Origin of the sequence: Microcoleus sp. FACHB-68, assembly GCF_014695715.1 — a bacterium.
Classification (GTDB): domain Bacteria; phylum Cyanobacteriota; class Cyanobacteriia; order Cyanobacteriales; family Oscillatoriaceae; genus FACHB-68.
On sequence record NZ_JACJOT010000013.1, the window covers coordinates 669,412 to 687,117 of the forward strand.

General features: G+C 47.0%; 15 protein-coding genes, 1 tRNA gene and 1 pseudogene. 11 read left to right on the top strand and 6 right to left on the bottom strand.

The window, feature by feature from the left end; genetic code table 11:
• The first annotated feature begins 203 nt into the window (after nt 1-203).
• The 3 genes from H6F73_RS20495 (at nt 204) to H6F73_RS20505 (ending at nt 3,692) form a co-directional block, all read left to right on the top strand.
• Complete coding sequence (locus H6F73_RS20495) at nt 204-662, top strand: NUDIX hydrolase (protein ID WP_190760596.1); 459 nt, start codon at nt 204-206, stop codon at nt 660-662.
• 39 nt (nt 663-701) lie between these two features.
• On the top strand, nt 702-1,463 hold the full coding sequence (locus tag H6F73_RS20500) for a precorrin-2 C(20)-methyltransferase (RefSeq protein ID WP_199330669.1): 762 nt from the start codon (nt 702-704) through the stop codon (nt 1,461-1,463).
• Nucleotides 1,464-1,640: 177 nt separating this feature from the next.
• Nucleotides 1,641-3,692 carry a TonB family protein gene (locus H6F73_RS20505; protein ID WP_190760597.1) on the top strand — a complete coding sequence of 684 codons (2,052 nt, stop codon included), beginning with the start codon at nt 1,641-1,643 and terminating at the stop codon, nt 3,690-3,692.
• A 124-nt stretch (nt 3,693-3,816) separates the two neighbouring features.
• On the opposite strand, the gene H6F73_RS20510 is transcribed toward H6F73_RS20505, so the two are convergent.
• A complete protein-coding gene (locus H6F73_RS20510; RefSeq protein WP_190760598.1) occupies nt 3,817-4,590 on the bottom strand; it encodes a tetratricopeptide repeat protein in 774 nt (257 codons plus the stop codon).
• 363 nt (nt 4,591-4,953) lie between these two features.
• Between H6F73_RS20510 and H6F73_RS20515 the strand changes: the two genes are divergently transcribed.
• A tRNA-Leu gene (locus H6F73_RS20515) sits at nt 4,954-5,035 on the top strand.
• Nucleotides 5,036-5,063: 28 nt separating this feature from the next.
• Here the strand turns inward: H6F73_RS20515 and H6F73_RS20520 are convergent.
• A complete protein-coding gene (locus H6F73_RS20520) occupies nt 5,064-6,011 on the bottom strand; it encodes a leucine-rich repeat domain-containing protein (protein WP_190760599.1) in 948 nt (315 codons plus the stop codon).
• Between the two features lie 33 nt (nt 6,012-6,044).
• Between H6F73_RS20520 and H6F73_RS20525 the strand changes: the two genes are divergently transcribed.
• Nucleotides 6,045-6,500, top strand: coding sequence for an ABA4-like family protein (locus H6F73_RS20525; protein ID WP_190760600.1), 456 nt, complete (start codon nt 6,045-6,047; stop codon nt 6,498-6,500).
• A 177-nt stretch (nt 6,501-6,677) separates the two neighbouring features.
• Here the strand turns inward: H6F73_RS20525 and H6F73_RS20530 are convergent, their stop codons facing one another.
• Nucleotides 6,678-7,289, bottom strand: a complete 612-nt coding sequence (locus H6F73_RS20530) for a cupin (RefSeq protein WP_190760601.1) — start codon at nt 7,287-7,289, stop codon at nt 6,678-6,680.
• A gap of 124 nt (nt 7,290-7,413) precedes the next feature.
• Between H6F73_RS20530 and H6F73_RS20535 the strand changes: the two genes are divergently transcribed.
• From H6F73_RS20535 to H6F73_RS20555, 5 genes are all read left to right on the top strand, one after another.
• Nucleotides 7,414-8,838 (top strand): FAD-dependent oxidoreductase, encoded by a 1,425-nt coding sequence (locus tag H6F73_RS20535; protein ID WP_190760646.1) that lies wholly within the window; start codon nt 7,414-7,416, stop codon nt 8,836-8,838.
• Nucleotides 8,839-9,146: 308 nt separating this feature from the next.
• Nucleotides 9,147-9,539 (top strand): hypothetical protein, encoded by a 393-nt coding sequence (locus H6F73_RS20540; protein ID WP_190760602.1) that lies wholly within the window; start codon nt 9,147-9,149, stop codon nt 9,537-9,539.
• A 605-nt stretch (nt 9,540-10,144) separates the two neighbouring features.
• The gene (locus H6F73_RS20545; protein WP_190760603.1) at nt 10,145-11,143 is read left to right on the top strand and encodes an exopolysaccharide biosynthesis polyprenyl glycosylphosphotransferase; all 999 of its coding nucleotides are present in this window, start codon (nt 10,145-10,147) and stop codon (nt 11,141-11,143) included.
• Nucleotides 11,140-11,724, top strand: coding sequence for an ATP-binding protein (locus H6F73_RS20550; RefSeq protein WP_347239581.1), 585 nt, complete (start codon nt 11,140-11,142; stop codon nt 11,722-11,724). Before H6F73_RS20545 ends, H6F73_RS20550 begins: the two co-directional genes overlap by 4 nt.
• 151 nt (nt 11,725-11,875) lie before the next feature.
• Nucleotides 11,876-14,221 carry a SpoIIE family protein phosphatase gene (locus tag H6F73_RS20555; RefSeq protein WP_242072554.1) on the top strand — a complete coding sequence of 782 codons (2,346 nt, stop codon included), beginning with the start codon at nt 11,876-11,878 and terminating at the stop codon, nt 14,219-14,221.
• Between the two features lie 229 nt (nt 14,222-14,450).
• Here the strand turns inward: H6F73_RS20555 and H6F73_RS20560 are convergent, their stop codons facing one another.
• Nucleotides 14,451-14,786 (bottom strand): STAS domain-containing protein, encoded by a 336-nt coding sequence (locus H6F73_RS20560; protein WP_190760649.1) that lies wholly within the window; start codon nt 14,784-14,786, stop codon nt 14,451-14,453.
• 335 nt (nt 14,787-15,121) lie between these two features.
• Here H6F73_RS20560 and H6F73_RS20565 point away from each other — a divergent pair, with 335 nt between their 5' ends.
• Nucleotides 15,122-16,009, top strand: a complete 888-nt coding sequence (locus H6F73_RS20565; RefSeq protein ID WP_190760604.1) for a metallophosphoesterase — start codon at nt 15,122-15,124, stop codon at nt 16,007-16,009.
• Nucleotides 16,010-16,013: 4 nt separating this feature from the next.
• Here H6F73_RS20565 and H6F73_RS20570 read toward each other — a convergent pair whose 3' ends face one another.
• Both H6F73_RS20570 and H6F73_RS20575 read right to left on the bottom strand, forming a co-directional pair.
• Complete coding sequence (locus tag H6F73_RS20570; protein ID WP_190760605.1) at nt 16,014-17,552, bottom strand: DUF1565 domain-containing protein; 1,539 nt, start codon at nt 17,550-17,552, stop codon at nt 16,014-16,016.
• 64 nt (nt 17,553-17,616) lie between these two features.
• Nucleotides 17,617-17,706 (bottom strand): annotated as a pseudogene (locus H6F73_RS20575) (IS1 family transposase); the annotation flags it as partial.

The following is a 17,706-nucleotide window of genomic DNA, read 5'->3' on the forward strand; positions in this document are numbered from 1 at the left end:
TTTAGTTTTTAAAGTTAAAATTGAGTTGACAATTATTCCAAAAGATGCTTAAAAAGGTAAGAATAAATCTACGCTAATCTAGCTCATTGGTTCGTTAATCTCAGGTAATATTTTATGATATTTTGCCATAATATTGTTTGCTTGTGCATCTCTCTATAAACAAATTGATGGTTAAAAGTTAATCTAAAATTTAAAATGGCATTATGCAACGTGAACCAATTCCGACTAGGTATTCTGCAATCGTTATTGTTCGGTTAGAACAGCAGTTTCTGTTAGTTCAAGAATGTAACTACGGTCAGCCGTGGTATTTTCCAGCCGGCAGAATTGAGCCGGGAGAAACTTGGATAGAGGCGGCGCAGCGGGAAACATTAGAGGAAGCCGGAATTTCTGTGATTCTTGAAGGAATTATTCGCATTGAATACACCCCTGTAGATGGAATATCGGCTGGTGTTCGAGTGTTTTTTGTTGCGCGTCCGAAAGATAACACACCCCCGAAAACAATAGCAGATGAAGAATCTTTAGGTGCAGCCTGGTTTACTTTAGAAGAAATAGAGAATTTACCGCTTCGCGGACAAGATGTTCGAGAAATCTGTCATTATGTAGCCGGCGGTGGCATAATTTACCCGCTTGAGCTGGTAACTTTTAAAGGGAGCGCCCTTTAGGAAATAAAATTAAACATCAAACAGGCTATTTATTCAATTTTGAAGACTGAAATAACTGTGCAAACCGGCATATTATACGGCATTGGCGTTGGCCCAGGCGATCCAGAATTAATCACGGTCAAAGGAATGCGGCTGCTGGAAAGGGTGCCGGTGGTGGCATTTCCAGCCGGCATTCACGGCAAACCGGGAATCGCCCAAGACATTGTGGCTGAATGGTTGCGTCCCCAACAAGTGCAACTGGCGTTAAACTTTCCATACGTGCAAGATGAGGAAATCTTGACACAAGCGTGGCAGCAGTCAGCCGAAACAGTTTGGCAATATTTGCAGCAGGGACAAGATGTGGCGTTTGTCTCTGAGGGAGATGTGAGCTTTTACAGCACGTTTACCTATTTATCGCAAACACTACAACATTTGCATCCAGAAGCTGTCGTGCAGACGATCCCTGGAATTAGTTCACCAATGGCAGCAGCAGCAGCTTTAGGATTGCCTCTAACCATTCGTGGTCAACGCCTGGTTGTGCTGCCGGCACTTTATAACATCACTGAACTAGAAACGGCGCTAAATTGGGCAGATGTTGTGGTGCTAATGAAGCTGAGTTCGGTTTACGAACAAGTTTGGGCGCTATTACACCGGCATAATTTACTAACCAATACTTGGGTGGTAGAACGCGCCACATTACCAGACCAAGTGATCTATACTGACTTGCTAGATCGTCCCCACTTAAACTTGCCTTATTTCTCGCTAATGATCGTACAAGTGTCTGGAACGAAGCCTATCAAATCCGAGGATAGCAACTTTTAAGCCGGCAAAGCGGTCATTTTTCCAGAGCAAATTTAGCTCGGCAGTGGTAAAAACCCCTTCTACGATCTTAAAATTTTGAAGTAATTCTGACGCCTAATCTATGAGCGGAATACTTCTGTAGAATAGATTGCCTGCTGACAAGTCCGCCACGACAGAGTGGCCTATAGTATACCGATTATGGAAAACGCCTCCCCCTTGAATAGCCTGCGAACAACACTGTTGCAGCCAACTTGGTTGGCCATCTTCGCCTCAGTGGGCATCCATGCACTTCTCGCTGTGGGGTGGCCCCTGTTGCCCCTGTCTTCCAAGACAGTGAAGTCGGCCTCAACAATTAATGTTATCCAATTAACTCCCCAAGAACAGCGCCTCCTGCCGGACTTGTCAAGCAGATCGCAAATTACCCTACCACCGATTCCTTCGCCCATTAATTCACTGCCACCTCTGCCGGCGCTGCCCGGAGAAGGTGAGCTACCCAAGCTGCCGCCCCTAGATAATCAAGTCACTGCTTATAATTTTCCTCCCCTGCCGCCGCCGAATGCCTTTCCCAAATTAACCGATCTGCCGCCGCCGATTTCCTTACCAGATTTATATAGCGCCATACCTCCCACTCCCCTCCAAGATTGGTCAAACCTGACATCCCCCGCCGATATCCCAGATGGGTCAAACCTGCTACAGAACAACAGTGTGCAAGGTTCGCTCGACCAGCGGCAAAAAATGGCCTCTGCAAACTGGGGTGCCCTGCCGGCACCGCCGCCCTTGACAAATTTCCCTCCCCCTGTAACATCGGGTGGGATATTGCCGAATACGGGTTTGCAGGCAGGACTATCGCCCCTTGATCAAATGCTGGCAGCTGATCTACCGGATAACCCGCCAGCAAGGGAAGTTCAACAAAAGGTTGCAGAAACCTTGAAGAAGCGACAGCAGATCGCACTACGCCAACAACAGCAGGATCAAGCTGTGCGGAAGACAGATGCGGCTGGGGCAACGGCATTAGCAAAACCAGGCACTCCCAATTCCAGTTCACTCACCCCTGAGCAACAACGCAGGGCACAAGAGGAAAGAATTGCGGCGGCAATGATGCGGCAGAGGCAGCAACAGCAACAAGCCGCCGCAACTGCTACCGGCTCGATTTCAGAGAATGACCAACTGAGGCTGAGGGCGACAGAAGCTTATACCAGCTACGTTGCCAAAGTAAAACAGACAAATCCTGATGCCGTCCCGGCAAGCCCCCAAGTGCTACAAGCTCGCTATCCGAAAGAGGCCGGTTCACCGCAAAAAGAAGCGGCTGCTTTAGTTGGGGTGACGGTGGATCCCCAAGGCAAAGTTGTTGAGGTCATGCTGTTAATGAGCACAGGGGATGCAGCTGTGGACAAGGCAGCGCTACAGGCGGCGATGCAGGATGAATACCCACCGAATGAAAAGCCGATCGTTTACCAGGTAGTTGTCCAGTTCCAAACCGGCAACTCACCCCAGAATGCAGCACCGGCAACAGAAAAGCCGGCACAAAACCAGCAGCCAACTCCAGAAAAACCGGCAACAGAAAAGCCGGCACAAAACCAGCAGCCAACTCCAGAAAAACCGGCAACAGAAAAGCCGGCACAAAATCAGCAGCCAACTCCGGAAAAACCTGCACCTGAGCTGATCCCCGAACAGCCGCTACCGGCACCCACTCAGCCGGAACAGTCTGCACCCACTCCAGAAAAGCCTGCAGCCGAACAGCTTGAAAAGCCGCCGACACCAGGCGCAGGAGCATCTGACCTGATCCCCGAACAGCCGGCATCGGCACCAGAAAGTGGGGCACCGGCTCAGAACCCAGATAAGTCAACATCTGCCCCTAAAAAGCCGGCAGTGAATCAGACTTCTAAAGGCTCATCCGCTGTCCCACAACAGCCGGCAGCACCTCCCGCAGAGGCAGCCGCACCGACCCCCGAAAAGCCGGCAGCGCCTCAAACGGAGGCTACCACACCGGCCCCCGAAAAGCCGGCAGCCACTCCAACAGAGGCTGCCACACCGGCCCCCGAAAAGCCGGCAGCCACTCCAACAGAGGCTGCCACACCTGCCCCTGAAAAGCCGGCAGCGCCTCAAACGGATGCTCTCACACCGGCAGCCAAACAGCCGGCAGCTACTCCAACAGAGGCGGCTACTCCTGCTCCCGAACAGCCGGCACCTGACCTGATTCCCGAAAAGTCCCCGCCGACAAAGGAATCTGCACTTCCCTCACTGCCTTAACTGGAGATTGGCGGAATTAGCTCAACGTATAAGGTTGCAGAATAATAACGCCGAGGGAAGCCGAGAAAACTTAAATCTCAGCTTCCCTCTTTTTGGTTCAATTTGGCTGGTTTCAGGAAATGGTTTAAACCACACCGGCAAGAACTTTGCGCTCATCTTCAGCGATGGCCAAATTCCGCTGAGCCATCGCCCACTGTTCTGGGAATTTATCCAGGGTGTAAACCTGCAAGGCATTTTCATAGCAGCTGATGGCTTGCTCTAAATTCTCCAGCCGATCCCCTTGAGGGCGATCACTGTAAGCCACCGCTAAATTATTTTGGGTGCCGGCCCACACTTCTGGGAAGCTTTCCGGGCTAAACACCGCCGCCGCAATTTCGTAGCCGGTGATAGCAATCTCTAAATTACTGCCCTTATCACCCATTGGGAATTGCTGAATCAGGTTGCTAAAATTGCCAATCACGCCGGCAAGTCCTTCGCCCTCTTCTTGATCCACCTGCGGCAGCGTTGACATCGCCCAGCTTTGCAGCAATTGCGCGAAAAATCCATCCAGCTTATCTACATTATTTTGCAGCAGCGGGTAAACCACTTGCGGATCAGGATTTTCTGAGACGACTTGCAAGATTTCACCCAAGAAATTGAAATACTCCTCTGGACTGGCAGCGGCAGCGGCGGCGTTACCCATCGCCGCATTTAGCTGAGTTGCGAACTCTTGTAAGAACCCAGCAGCATCGTGATTGCCCTCCTCTGACAGCTTTGCCGACACCATTTGCATCGTTTCCACCAAGCCGGCATCAATCAAGTCTAGGTTGGCATTTAAGATCTCCAGTTCTTCACCACTCGTACAAGTCATCAGTTCTTCGATCAGCGCCAAGTAAGCTTCAATGCGTTCTTCATTCATAGGGTTTATAGGCTTAGATTTGATTTTTTTCTTGAATCGCTCCCTTCCCAGAAGAAGATTATCGCTATCTCAGCATTTTCCTCTGCTGCCCGATGGGTATTCTTAAAGTGGGAAGCGAGTAAACCTTTTAAATCTTAACGTTTATACTTTTGCTGCCGGCGGGATGCACACCGGCAGGAGTTTTGCTGAGGACCCTATCCGCCCGAAACCCTTTTCCTGCAACGGTTACAATGGCCGGCAGGCGTCTCCCTCACTGATTAGCAATTCCTCTCAAAGCCCCTGTGAGCTAAAGTTTCTTCCAATTATCCATTGCAGGGAGTTCCTTATTGCACAAAGCTTTGCTATGATAGCAAAGCGCATCATGCGGATGTGGCGAAATTGGCAGACGCGCCAGATTTAGGTTCTGGTTCCGCAAGGAGTGAAGGTTCAAGTCCTTTCATCCGCATTAGAAGCCGGTTGTAAGCCGGTTCAAGCTAAAACTTACAAATCGACTCAGGTTGAACCGGGCAAGCTTGTTCAGAAATTCGGTTTTGGCGCAGATTAACCGTTGTTAGTTTCGTTAAAGATTTCAAAGCGGTAATATTTTTAACTTGATTGGAATTCAAGTTCAGTTCAGTTAAATTCGTGAGAAATTGCAAAGCCTCGATTTCTCTAATTTTATTGACGCTAAGATAAAGAATCGTTAAGTTAGTCAATCCTTGCAAAGCACTAATATCTCTGATTTGATTGCCGCTCAGAAAAAGAGCAGTTAAGTTTTCTAGCGATTTCAGCGGGTTGAGATCCCTAATTTGATTGCCGCTGAGATAGAGTCCGGTTAAATTTGTCAGAGATTGTAAGGAACTGATATCAGAAATTTGATTAAAATCTAGAGATAATGTCTTTAACTTAGTCAGAGATTTCAGCGACGTAATATCTGATATCTGATTATGACTGAGAGAAAGATAAGTGAGTTCAGTTAAAGAGTGCAGGGGGGTGAGATCGGAAATTTTATTTTCGTACAGGTCTAGATGAGTGAGATTCGTTAAAGATTGCAGAGGTGTAAGATCGGAAATTTGATTATAGCTGAGATATAAATTCGTTAAATTAGTCAGGGATTGTAAGGGGCTAAGATTAGAAATTTGCTGACTTTTAAGGATAAGAATAGTCTGTCTTGAAAGTTGCTTGTTTGCAACATCACAATCAGAAGTGCCGGCTTCTTTTAACAGCACCTCAACCGTATGTTTGACATCGGCAGAAAGATTGGCTTGATTGGAACACCAATCAGCAAACGTTTTGAACATCGTTGCCGGCACCCCTTGACCCGAAGAAGCCGGCAGCCTGTAAACTTCTAAAGAGAGCGTTATAGCAATACTGACAGAAACGACTGTTTGAAAGATTTTTGCGCGAACCGAGTTATTTTTGCCTAAAATTTTCAGTAACATTCTCTTACTTTACACAGGAGTCACGATCAGGTTATGACAATCGAACAACTATTCACCGGCGCTAATTTATTCGTCTTACCCTTTTGGACATTAATGATTTTATTGCCCAACTGGGGGATCACCCGAAAGATTATGCAATCCCTCATACCTTTTGTGCTCTTAGCCGCGCTGTACTTATTTTTGCTCAGCGGCACCATCACATCTGAATCTGCTCAAGCATTATCCAATCCAAAATTAGCAGATATCGCCCGCTTCTTCGCTGAAGAAAGAGCCGCAGCAACCGGCTGGATACATTTTCTAGTAATGGATCTATTTGTCGGTCGTTGGATCTACCTAGAAGGACAACGCACCGGCACCTGGACAATTCATTCTATCGCCCTCTGCTTATTTGCCGGCCCATTAGGCTTACTCTCCCATATTGTCACCGCTTGGGTGAGTCAGAAATTCTTCCCCCAACCTGAAACAGAACCAACACCAACAACACCCTAACCCCATTTTAGAGAGATTGCACCGAAACAAAACGAACAAGAACCGCTCTTTGTCACCAAACTCTTGGCAAAAATCATCCTAAAAAAAACAACTGAACCTAGGTAAATACAGATAACCCATCTGTGTTTATCTGTGTTTATCTGTGGTTAAAAAATCTTAAAAATTCCAATAAACAGCTTAAACACTCCCATCCGTAGAACTCACCGGCTCAAACTCTAAAGGCGAACACTTTTCCGGTTTCCCAAAGATATGAAAACTCACCGCCGGCTCATCACCTAAAGCTTCAACACAATGAATCACATTAGACGTAAAACCGAGAATATCCCCACCCTCCAAAATGCGTTCACCAACCCGTTGAACTCGATTTGGAAATTCAGCCTCCCCGGTTCTTTGCCAAAACGTATTTTTCTCTTGGCCACTAATTAGCGCCACCACCGCCCAAGTCCCATGATGGTGAATCGCCGAAACTTTTCCAGGTAGCCACGATACAATCTGCACGCACAGCGGAAAATTTGGCTCCTCATAAAGCTTTAAAACCGACCATCCCGTTTCCGGTGAAGGTTCAAGATAAGCACATTGCAGCCAATAGGAACTTGTGAGCAACCGGCGCACCAATGGGCGAATTGCTTGGAGACGCCGGCGATCTTCCTGTACTTCCAACAGAATATCTTCCACCTCTGTTAGAAACCGATAGAGCCGGTAAGTGCTGGTTGGCCACTCACTCTCGCTCAGCAACACACAAGCTTGACACTGCCCGCTATCGGTGACTAACCAATCATGACTTTCCATAAAAAGGCAAAACTTAAAAATATCGGTGCAGCAAATATTACTGAACCGAATCGCTCAATCAGCTTTAACTGCATCCCAAGCTAAGCTAAAGTTACGACGCAACACGGGAATAACAGGTGAAATCGTGGCAGTTGAATACGATTTAGTCATCATCGGCGGTGGATCTGGAGGTTTAGTCGTCGCCAGTGCGGCAGCGCAACTGAAAGCAAAAGTAGCTTTGGTAGAACGGGATCGTTTGGGAGGCGACTGTCTCTGGGTGGGTTGCGTACCCAGCAAATCCCTGATCCATGCCTCTCGTATCGCCTGGGAAGTCAAAAATGCTGAGCGTTTTGGTATTTCCTGCCAAGATCCCCAAATTGATTTTGCCAAAGCCAACCGGCACGTTCAGCGCGTCATCTCTACTATTGAACCCAATGACTCACCGGCACGATTTGAAAGCTTAGGCGTTGAAGTCATCTTTGGATCGGGCCAATTCCTTGACCGGCAGACTTTTGAGGTAAATGGCCGAAAACTTTGCGCTAGAGCATTTGTGATCGCCACCGGCTCAAAACCGGCACTTCTCCCTGTACCGGGACTGCAACAAGCCGGTTATCTCACCAACGAGCAAGTTTTCTCTGTGCAACAGCGTCCCAAATCTCTTGCGGTTATTGGTGGGGGGCCAATTGGCTGCGAGTTGGGTCAAGCATTCTCCCGCTTAGGTTCGCAGGTAACGCTGATCGCCAGCAAGGATCGCATTTTACCTAAAGAAGACCCGGAAGCTGCGGCTGTGGTGCAAGCTCAGTTTGAATCTGAAGGCATTCGAGTGCTAACGAACACACGAGTAGATCGGGTGGAAGTGGTTGAGGGTCAAAAACTTCTCTGGGCGGGAAACCAGAAAATTGTCGCGGATGAAATTTTGGTTGCTGCCGGTCGAGTTGCGAATGTAGAATCTCTTAACTTAGAAGCTGCCGGTGTGGAAGCCGGTAAACAGGGAATTCAGGTAAACGGCAAACTGCAAACAACCAATCCCCGCATTTATGCCTGTGGGGACGTGATCGGCGGCTACCAGTTCACCCACGTTGCCAGCTATGAAGCCAGTGTGGTGCTGAAAAATGCCTTATTCTTTCCCATAACTAAAGCGAATTATCGGGTGATTCCCTGGGCCACCTTTACCGATCCCGAACTTGCTAGAGTCGGATTAACAGAGGAAGCGGCGAGAAATCGTTACGGGGATCGCATTGAGGTACTTAAACAGGAATTTGCCTCTGTAGATCGCGCTCAAGCAGAGGCAGCGACAGTGGGGTTTGCTAAAATTATTACTAAGGGTAACGGAGAAATTCTCGGCGCTCATATTGTTGGCCCATCTGCCGGCGAGTTAATTCACGAGGTCGTTTTGGCGATGTCCAACCGGCTCAAGGTATCGGCCCTCACCGGCATGATTCACATCTACCCCACCCTGGCAGAAGTTAACAGTAAAGCGGCTTTGCAGCTCACCAAGCAAAAATATGCCAAAAATAGCCGGTTGCAGAGCATTCTAGAGAAGTTCTTCCAATTGCGTCGATCCTTGTGAGCAGACCGAGCAAAAACACATTTCTCCTTTTTTGTCTGCTACTCTTTCACGCTTCAATTTTTTTACGCTCGCGCTGCCGCACTGCCTGCTCACTAGCCACCGATCTCATCCATTCGTTCCGATTAGTGAGCTAGATCACATAATTTTCATACCTATATCACCCTTCCTCAATAACTAGAATCACTCTTCCGGTAGATGATTGTCACATAATTTTAATGAATCGGTCACTGCCGGTGGGGGAAAAATGCCCCATACTAGAAATATGAAGATTTGTTTATGGCACCCAACAGTCCTAGGAGGGACTTGCCATGCTCTCAAGACCCAGTTTCGATGATCGAACTCTGGCTGAATCCTTTTACCAAGCGTTACTAGATCGCTTCTGTGATTCTTTTGATGGTTCCACTCGCACCCTGTTAGATAATTGCACTTTTGGTATTGCCCCCAGTCAAACTGGCGTGAAAACCTTTTTCATCTTGGCTCCTTCCCTAGACGTGGCAAAGCAACTAGCCGAAAGCATCGGTAGCATCATCACTCAAGTCACAAACCTCATGCCTGGAGTCGCCCAGACAGCTATCTGCGTAGTCCCGGCTGATACTCAAGCAGAAGATTCTGCCGCTTCAAACGACTTAGGGCAATTTCCACCTAAGTTTATGATGGGTAAAATTTTCTCCCACCCATCCGAGGTTGGAAGTGCAAGTTAGCAAATATTTTGTTCGCCCCTGCGACATCTAATTATGACCTGCTGTGTGAGAGCCTGCTTTTGTGGGCTTTTTTAATGGGGATCACGCTGTGCCAAGGGAAAGGGCTACGATGTTTCTGCCGGCAGCCTAGTGCGCCTCCCGATCAAGACGAACGCTCCCCAAACCAATTGTTAAGTTTTTTTGCGTCTAATGCCTGAACAACTAACCACTGGTAGCGAACAACTGATATTATTTCTCCGGGAGCCGCTCCATGCACTGGGAGTCCAGGTGACCAAGCAACAAAAGCAAAAAAAAGCTTGACAAAAGCGGCTAGTAGGTATTTAGTTTTGAGTTTTGATGCGGCTTGGCGTGATCGGCAATACAGTCGGCCAGATCGGAGCATTCCAATGTGGTCAGTTTTGCCGGTACAAACTTTTCCCCAAATAAAAGATAGCTGACATTAAAGTGCGAAGGGACTTTTTTTGTTCAAGCGACTGTGTTAGAAAAGTGTGAGTTGGATTGATACTAAGTTGTTTCCTCAGTTAGGATTAGCCAGATAAGGATGAAAATCATTCGCCAAAGTCTCAAAATAAAATTATGCGAGCGTAACTTAGTATCAGGCTTTTATGGTTAGCCAACCCCCAGACGCAGACTTTCGGGTTATAGTCACCAACGAAATTCCCTTGGTTCAGCTGCCTGCTCGCCTAAGCGTGCTAGAAGCAGTTGCCTTTAAGCAAACCTGCCAACAGCTTTGCCAGCAAAGCCCCGTTCCCAGCAAAATCATCCTTGATTTTAGCCAAACCCACTTTATGGACAGTAGTGGGGTTGGGGCTTTGGTCAATAATGTGCGAATCACCCAACAGCAGGGAATTGAATTGATCCTGCAAACTGTCCAGCCCCAAGTTATGGCAGTCCTGTCCATAACTGGACTCGATCAAGTTTTAAAAATTGAACCCGCAACGGAAACGCCGACACCCAGTAGCGCCCGTCGCGTCCAAAATCAGCTACCAACGACCCATCCCTCCGTGCGCTCGTGGGTCAAACGCTTGATAGACGTGGTGGGGGCTTTGGTGGGTTTGGTTTTGACGGCAATTTTGCTGATTCCCATTGGGATTGCCATCAAACTGGACGATCCTGGCCCAATTTTCTTCAGTCAAATCCGCTGCGGTTGGATGGGCCGGCGATTTCGGCTGTGGAAACTGCGCTCAATGTGCGTCAATGCAGAAGCGCTGAAATCGCAAGTGGTTAACCAAGTAGAAGGCCCATTGTTTAAAAACGACAATGATCCCCGGATCACGCGAGTAGGCCGGTTTCTGCGGCGAACCAGTTTGGATGAGCTGCCGCAGTTTTGGAACGTCCTTAGAGGCGAAATGAGTTTAGTTGGCACCCGGCCTCCAACCCCGGATGAAGTAGAGCGTTACGAAGTGCCAGAATGGCAACGCTTAGATGTCAAACCCGGCATGACCGGCGAATGGCAAGTAAAGGGCCGGTCTCGCATCAGCAAATTTGAGGACGTGATCCGTCTGGATTTGCAATATCAAAAAAATTGGAGCCTTATCTATGACTTAAAATTAATTCTTCAAACTGTTCTAGTCCTGTTTAATAAAAACAGCGGTGCGATGTGAGTGAAGACTTTAGAATTAAGAATTGGGAATTCTTTATTCTTCCTTCTTCATTCTTCCTTCTTCATTCTTCATTCTTCATTGAGAAGATGGTGTTAGACAACCTTGGCGGCTGGTGGAAATCCCACCTGGGAAAAAAACCAGAGAAACAAGAACAACCCCTCAAACAAGCCCAGCTTTCCGTCTTGACGGAACTGAATGCTCTAGCCGAAGTTTTGCAATGGTTTGAGCAGTTTAAACTGGCGCTGCTCCCCTGTAACGTTTGGTGGCAATGCCAAACAGCCCTCGCAGAAGGTTTAACGAACGCGGTGCGCCATGCTCACCGAAACTTGCCCCAGACGACCCCCATTGAGATTGAGGTCAAACTTTTTTCGCACCAGATGGAAATGCGAATTTGGGATCAAGGTCAACCGTTTGATTTAGAAAAAAGGTTGCACGAAAACCTAAAACTCTTTCGTCCCGGCGATCCCGACCCGCACGGCAATGGATTGATCTTCATGTACAAGCTGATGGATGAGCTTTCGTATACGCGAACACCAGACGAGCGCAATTGTTTGCTGATGCGAAAAAAAATTAGCAAATAATCAAATTTTTTAATGTTGGCCGTGTTAATTGCGCTTTTTTCCCCGCCCGTTTAAAATCACCCCCTAGGGGGATTGCCTCCATGAGCTAGGTCTATTTAGATGTATAGGAGTAGCTTATACATTCAAATCTTGGCTTGAGGCAAATCGTCTGATGGTTAACTCCCTCGCAAGTGGTCGTATCGCAATGATCAAGGCACCATTGCCTGATAACGAAGCCAAGAGGATTGAAGCGCTACGGAAGTATCAGGTACTTGATACATTACCTGAACAGGCATTTGACGATCTGGTGCGTCTCGCTGCAAAAATTTGTGAAACTCCCATCGCACTGATTAGCTTAATCGATACCGACCGGCAGTGGTTCAAGTCGAAAGTGGGATGGGCAGGACGGGCTTCAAAACGGGATGTGGCGTTCTGTGCCCATGCGATTTTGTCCGATCAAGTGTTTACGGTTAGCGACACTTTGCAAGATCCCCGCTTTGCCGCCAATCCCTTAGTGATTAGTCCTCCTTATATCCGGTCTTATGCCGGTGCCCAGCTAGTGACCCCCGATGGTTTGGTCTTGGGCACCTTATGTGTTATGGATTACGTGCCGCGAGATTTGAGCGACGGGCAGCTAGACATTTTAGCAACCCTGTCGCGTCAGATAATGGCGCTGATGGAGAAAGGCCGCCAACTGCGGCAAATGGAAACAACCCAAGCTCATCTCCACAATTTTCTCGACAGAGCCAATGTTTTGATCCAGAGCATTCGCGTTTCTGATGGGCGTTTTCTCTCTGTCAATCAGACATGGCGGCAAACGTTGGGCTATAGCGACGAGGAAGTGGCCCAACTATCGCTGTGGGATATTTTACATCCAGAAAGCCGTCAGTCTTGGTTGCTCGAAAAACTCCGCCACGGAGAATCACTCGAATCAGTCGAGATGATTTTTGTTAGCAAGCAAGGGGAGCCGATATGGGTGGAAGGAAATATCAGCTGCCGGTGGGAAAATGGTCAACCTGCCATCACGCGAGGGATTTTCCGAAATGTCACCGCTCGGAAGTACCGGCAAATTTTTGAAAATACCGCTCAAGGGCTTTTTCAAGTGACCCTGGACGGACATTATCGCACCGCTAACTCCGCCTTGGCTCGCATTTACGGTTATGATTCCCCAGAGCAATTCCTAGAGAGTGTGGGAAATATCAATCAACTCTATGTTAATCCCACCCACTGGAGTGAGTGCGTACGCTACTTAGAGACTCAAGGCCAGGTGCAGTACAAGACTGAGGCTGAGGTCTGCAAACGGGATGGCTCGGTCATTTGGATTTCCGAAACGATCCGGCTGCTGCGAGATACCCAAGGCCGGTCTGTGGCTGTGGAAGGGTTTGTGCAGGATATCACCAATCTCAAGCAGTCAGAGGCGACATTACAGATGGCGAGGGACTTGCTCCAAGTTGTGCTGGATGCAGTGCCCGGTACAGTTTCTTTAATTAGTTCTAATTTTCGTTATCTGGGAGTGAACCGGCATTTGGCAAGCCTTCTCAACTTGTCTCAAGACGCGTTAGTTGGTCAAGAAGTCGGCTTTCGCCAAGATAAGTTTGGTAAATTTGTCCGCAGTTTTTTTGCTAACCGGACGAGCGAAGACTCTATAGAAATTGAGGGTCCGCCAGTCGATGGCATTCCCCGAAGTCTGGTGGTGATTGCCAAAAAGTGGAAATGGCTTGGAGACGAAGCGGCTGTTTTTGTCGGGATTGATATTACTAAGCGCAAGCAAGCCGAGGCGGCGTTGCGAGCAGAATTAGCGGAAGCGGCTGAGTATGTGAAATCGCTCCTGCCCTCTCCGGTTACTGAGCCAATAAAAATAGAGTCAAAGTTTATTTGCTCTCAACAGTTGGGCGGAGATTGCTTTGATTATTACTGGCTTGATCAAGACCATTTAGCGATTTACTTGCTAGATGTTTCCGGGCATGGTTTAGGGCCGGCACTGCTATCGGTTTCTGTATTAAATGTTTTGCGTTCGCGCTCTCTCAATACAAATTTTTATCAACCGAATGCGGTCTTAGAAGCGCTGAATGAGGCGTTTCAGATGGAAAAGCAACGAAATATGTACTTTACCATCTGGTATGGAGTTTATAACCGAGTCACGCGCAAACTCGTCTATGCTAGTGCCGGCCACCCGCCGGCAGTCTTACTATCAAAGATCAATACTTCTTCCCCCCAAGTTCAACATCTAAGAACCCCCGGAGGGTTGCCCATTGGAATGTTTCCTAACGTCAAATATGCAAACGCTGAGTGTCACGTTGAACCTTTCAGCACGTTGTACATTTACAGTGATGGAATTTACGAAATTAAGCAACCGGATGGGACGATTTGGAGCTTCGATCATTTTATTGAGTGGTTGGCCGAGTCCAGACGACCCGACACCCTCAGCCTTCAACATATTTTAGACGACCTACGGGCTTTGGGCAGCCAAGACACCTTTGAGGATGATGTATCTCTTTTAAAAGTGAACTTCGATTAAATCTAAACACTCAATCGGCGGCGCTGCGAACGATTCAGCTTTCATGCTGATTATTATTTTTTACATTCATTTTAAAAATTATAGGGGCGAAGTTAAAAATCGCCCCGACTCCCCAGAAAAATTGACTGAAATCTCAGTTGTGCCGGCGTAAAATAAAAATCAAAGGCTCCAAAAGCGTTAGTCTTTGATTAAACAGTATTGCCTATCGAGCGACAATTTTATCAAACAATCAACGTGATGAGTCGGATGAGACTAAAGAGTTGCTAAATTCCTCACGATTGGCAAAAATATCAAGGAATCTATCAACGCTTGCTAGCTCAAATAACATTCTTACCTGATGGTTAACGGAGCAGACAGCTAGTTTGCTTTTAGCAGCTTGAACCGTTTTAAAAGCGGATACTAAAACTCTTAAGCCTGAGCTATCCATAAAGGTTACATCCTTTAAATCAACCAACACAATATCAGCGCCGGCTTCAATTATCTCGCTAATTTCTTGCTCAAATTGATTGGCTTTCGTACTATCTAAAATTCCGGAAGGTTCAACAACTTTAACTGTAAGGCTCATGTTTTTTAAGGCATCCTTCATTTCACAAATAGACACAGCAGCAATTCTGCATCTGATTTCGCAACTAGCGTAGCTGTACCAAAAACCGACGTAAAAAGGAAACGATTTGTTCGGAGCCAGCTCATTTATAGAGTCTCCTAAAAACTGCCTGTTTGTCTAGTGGTTGCCAGAACAGTTGTAGCACAGGAGTTATAACGATTTGAAAATCTCTAATTTTGTCCAAATATATGGCAATTTGGCAGCCGGTGCCGCCCCCGCACCTTCATACCGGCACCCCCTCAACACCGGCTGGTTTGTTAAGCTAAACTTGCACTTTGTCAATCAATATCCCAAATATGCATCGGCTATTAACTGGCCCATTGCGGGTAGAAAATTTAACCGTTGCGATCCCCAACTTGCCGGCACGTCTCCAAGGGATAAAGCTCGCGCAGTTGTCGGACTTCCACTACGATGGAGGCAGGCTGTCTGACGCCCTTTTAGAAGAAGCCCTCGCCGTTACCAATCAGGCAGAACCAGAACTCATCCTGCTCACTGGCGACTATGTAACGAAGAAGCCAGAACCCATTCACAAGCTCGTGCTGCGCCTTAAACATCTGCAAAGCCGCGCCGGCATTTATGCGATTTTAGGCAACCACGACCTCAAATATCAGCACTCGAAAACCGAAATTACCCAAGCTTTAACTCAAATCGGTATTGGCGTATTGTGGAACGAAATTGTCTATCCCTTAGGGCCAGAATTAGCCCTGGTGGGGCTAGCCGATTTTTGGTCGGGCGAGTTCAATCCCAAGCCGGTGTTTACCCTGCTAGATCAAATGACCCCCCGAATCGTATTATCTCACAATCCGGATACTGCCCTGCCCCTGCAAAAGTGGCGAGTCGATTTGCAACTGTCTGGGCACACCCACGGTGGCCAAATTGTCTTACCCAAAATCGGGCCGGTGGCGGCATTTCTCAAACCAATGCGGCGTGCTACCCCCAAACCTCTACGGCGCTGGATTCCTTATCTGTCTGGAAACTGTTACAAAGTGGTTGAGCATTGGGAATGGGCAGCGGGATTTTACCAGTTAGGAAATAACCAGCTTTATGTTAATCGAGGACTGGGATCATATCGCCCTGGACGCCTGTTTTGTCCTCCAGAAGTTACGCTAATTACGCTTGTCAATTCTCCATCTTGTAGTTTAGACGAATTTCAGAAACCCACTCTCTTAGGAAAAGTGCTGTAACAGATTAATATTCATAAACACCAATATCTGGAGCTTTTCCTTTATAGGGCAAGCCAACTTCTATGCCGGCATCCACCACCGGACTCTTTGGACTCTTGGGTTTATAGTATTGATCCCAATTTTTTCCTGACCCGATTAATTCGGGATCAACTTCAATATTATTTTCAAACTGGGTGTTAACAGTTTTACCCTTTTCTTCTTTAAATGTTTTCTCTACTTGATAAAAACAGTTATGAGCAACAGCGGTATCGAGTATTTTATTGGGTGAGTTATAAGCTAAAATTGCAGTTTTAACATTACTAAAAATATTATTTTTAATCTCTACTTTACGGATCTCTCCTGTCCCCACCGGCTTCAGTTTCACTCCAAATTCTAGGTTCTCACAAAGGTTGTTGTAAAACTTGATATCTGAAAAACTTGCCGAATCATCAGATTGAACAAATGCCAGCGCGTTCGTATTCGAGCCACCGCGAATAATATTATGATGAATGAGAATATTAGAGAGCGGTTCACCTCCCCACATCGCAAAAGCACCAAAACTTCCGGGATTTTCAAAATAATTATTATAAAATTCACTATCTGAGACGGTCACTTCTATGCCTTGAAGGTACTGCTCATCCGAGCGTTTAACAATAATTTCGCAATCATGAACTGTAACGCTTCGGGTTCCTTTACCTTTGTCGCCACCCACCAGAGAAAACCACTGGTTAGACTTCACATTATAAATTTCACAATCATCGAACATACGCCACAATTCCAAAGCGCTATCTGCTTTCCAAAGGGGATCTGAATCGGGAACAACGAGTTCACAATTATAAATTTTGATTCCTTTAAACCAGCCCCCAGCGAAAAACTTGATGCCATAGCCTCGATCTTCTTGAATTTTAAGATCGTGAATTTGGGCTTCTTTTAATCCGCCAATGTGAAGACAGCCCGAACTCCATTTATCTAAATCTTTTGAACAATTTTTAAAGTTGCAATTATCAACTTCAATTCCATTGAGATAAGTTGCCGGAGGAGTCGTTCTAGAAGAAGTCCACTCTGCAATAATCTGCAAGCCGGTAAAATCGATTTCCTCAAAATATACGCCCCGAACGATCACATTATGCCGGCCTCGAACAAAAATACCCCCCTTCAACTTCCGGTTTTGCCCCTCAATTTTGAAATTACTTAAAATTTGATTGCCTTCGACCACCGGGGCAGATTCAAGTTGAAGTAAAAAATCATCAATTCCACTTTTAATTACGGTTTTACCGGCTCCTTCTCCTTCAATACTAATTCCGGGGGGAACAATGGATGGGACAGTCTCTGTAAAAATGCCTTGATTTAAATGAATCGTGTGTCCCGGCGACGCAGGGACATTCTTGACGGCATGAGCAAGCGTTTTCCAGGGCTTACGCTTCGATCCATCCCCTTGATTATCGCTGCCGGCAGGATCGACATAATAGGTTTTTGCTGTAGCAGCAAGATTTGTAGCAGCCACAACGAACAAAGCTGCGCCTAACGCCAGCGCCGCCCTTCGAGTTAATGTACGTCTCAACATTTCCCCTGTTTTCTGTGAAGCGAACAATTACTATCTTACTCGGCGTTGCTGAAAATGTAATGAACTAAGCTGGCAAGGGAACTGTTCGGTACTTTAAGTAGTGAAGCAGTAAACGCAGTGAACACTTCAGCATCTCCACAGACTTGGAATAACA

Bases quoted from the DNA above. Each gene is read 5' to 3' on its own strand.
- H6F73_RS20495 (WP_190760596.1), top strand. From the start codon at position 204: ATGCAACGTGAACCAATTCCGACTAGGTATTCTGCAATCGTTATTGTT.
- H6F73_RS20505 (WP_190760597.1), top strand. From the start codon at position 1,641: ATGGAAAACGCCTCCCCCTTGAATAGCCTGCGAACAACACTGTTGCAG.
- H6F73_RS20510 (WP_190760598.1), bottom strand. From the start codon at position 4,590: ATGAATGAAGAACGCATTGAAGCTTACTTGGCGCTGATCGAAGAACTG.
- H6F73_RS20520 (WP_190760599.1), bottom strand. From the start codon at position 6,011: ATGTTACTGAAAATTTTAGGCAAAAATAACTCGGTTCGCGCAAAAATC.
- H6F73_RS20525 (WP_190760600.1), top strand. From the start codon at position 6,045: ATGACAATCGAACAACTATTCACCGGCGCTAATTTATTCGTCTTACCC.
- H6F73_RS20530 (WP_190760601.1), bottom strand. From the start codon at position 7,289: ATGGAAAGTCATGATTGGTTAGTCACCGATAGCGGGCAGTGTCAAGCT.
- H6F73_RS20540 (WP_190760602.1), top strand. From the start codon at position 9,147: ATGCTCTCAAGACCCAGTTTCGATGATCGAACTCTGGCTGAATCCTTT.
- H6F73_RS20545 (WP_190760603.1), top strand. From the start codon at position 10,145: ATGGTTAGCCAACCCCCAGACGCAGACTTTCGGGTTATAGTCACCAAC.
- H6F73_RS20555 (WP_242072554.1), top strand. From the start codon at position 11,876: ATGGTTAACTCCCTCGCAAGTGGTCGTATCGCAATGATCAAGGCACCA.
- H6F73_RS20560 (WP_190760649.1), bottom strand. From the start codon at position 14,786: ATGAGCCTTACAGTTAAAGTTGTTGAACCTTCCGGAATTTTAGATAGT.
- H6F73_RS20565 (WP_190760604.1), top strand. From the start codon at position 15,122: ATGCATCGGCTATTAACTGGCCCATTGCGGGTAGAAAATTTAACCGTT.
- H6F73_RS20570 (WP_190760605.1), bottom strand. From the start codon at position 17,552: ATGTTGAGACGTACATTAACTCGAAGGGCGGCGCTGGCGTTAGGCGCA.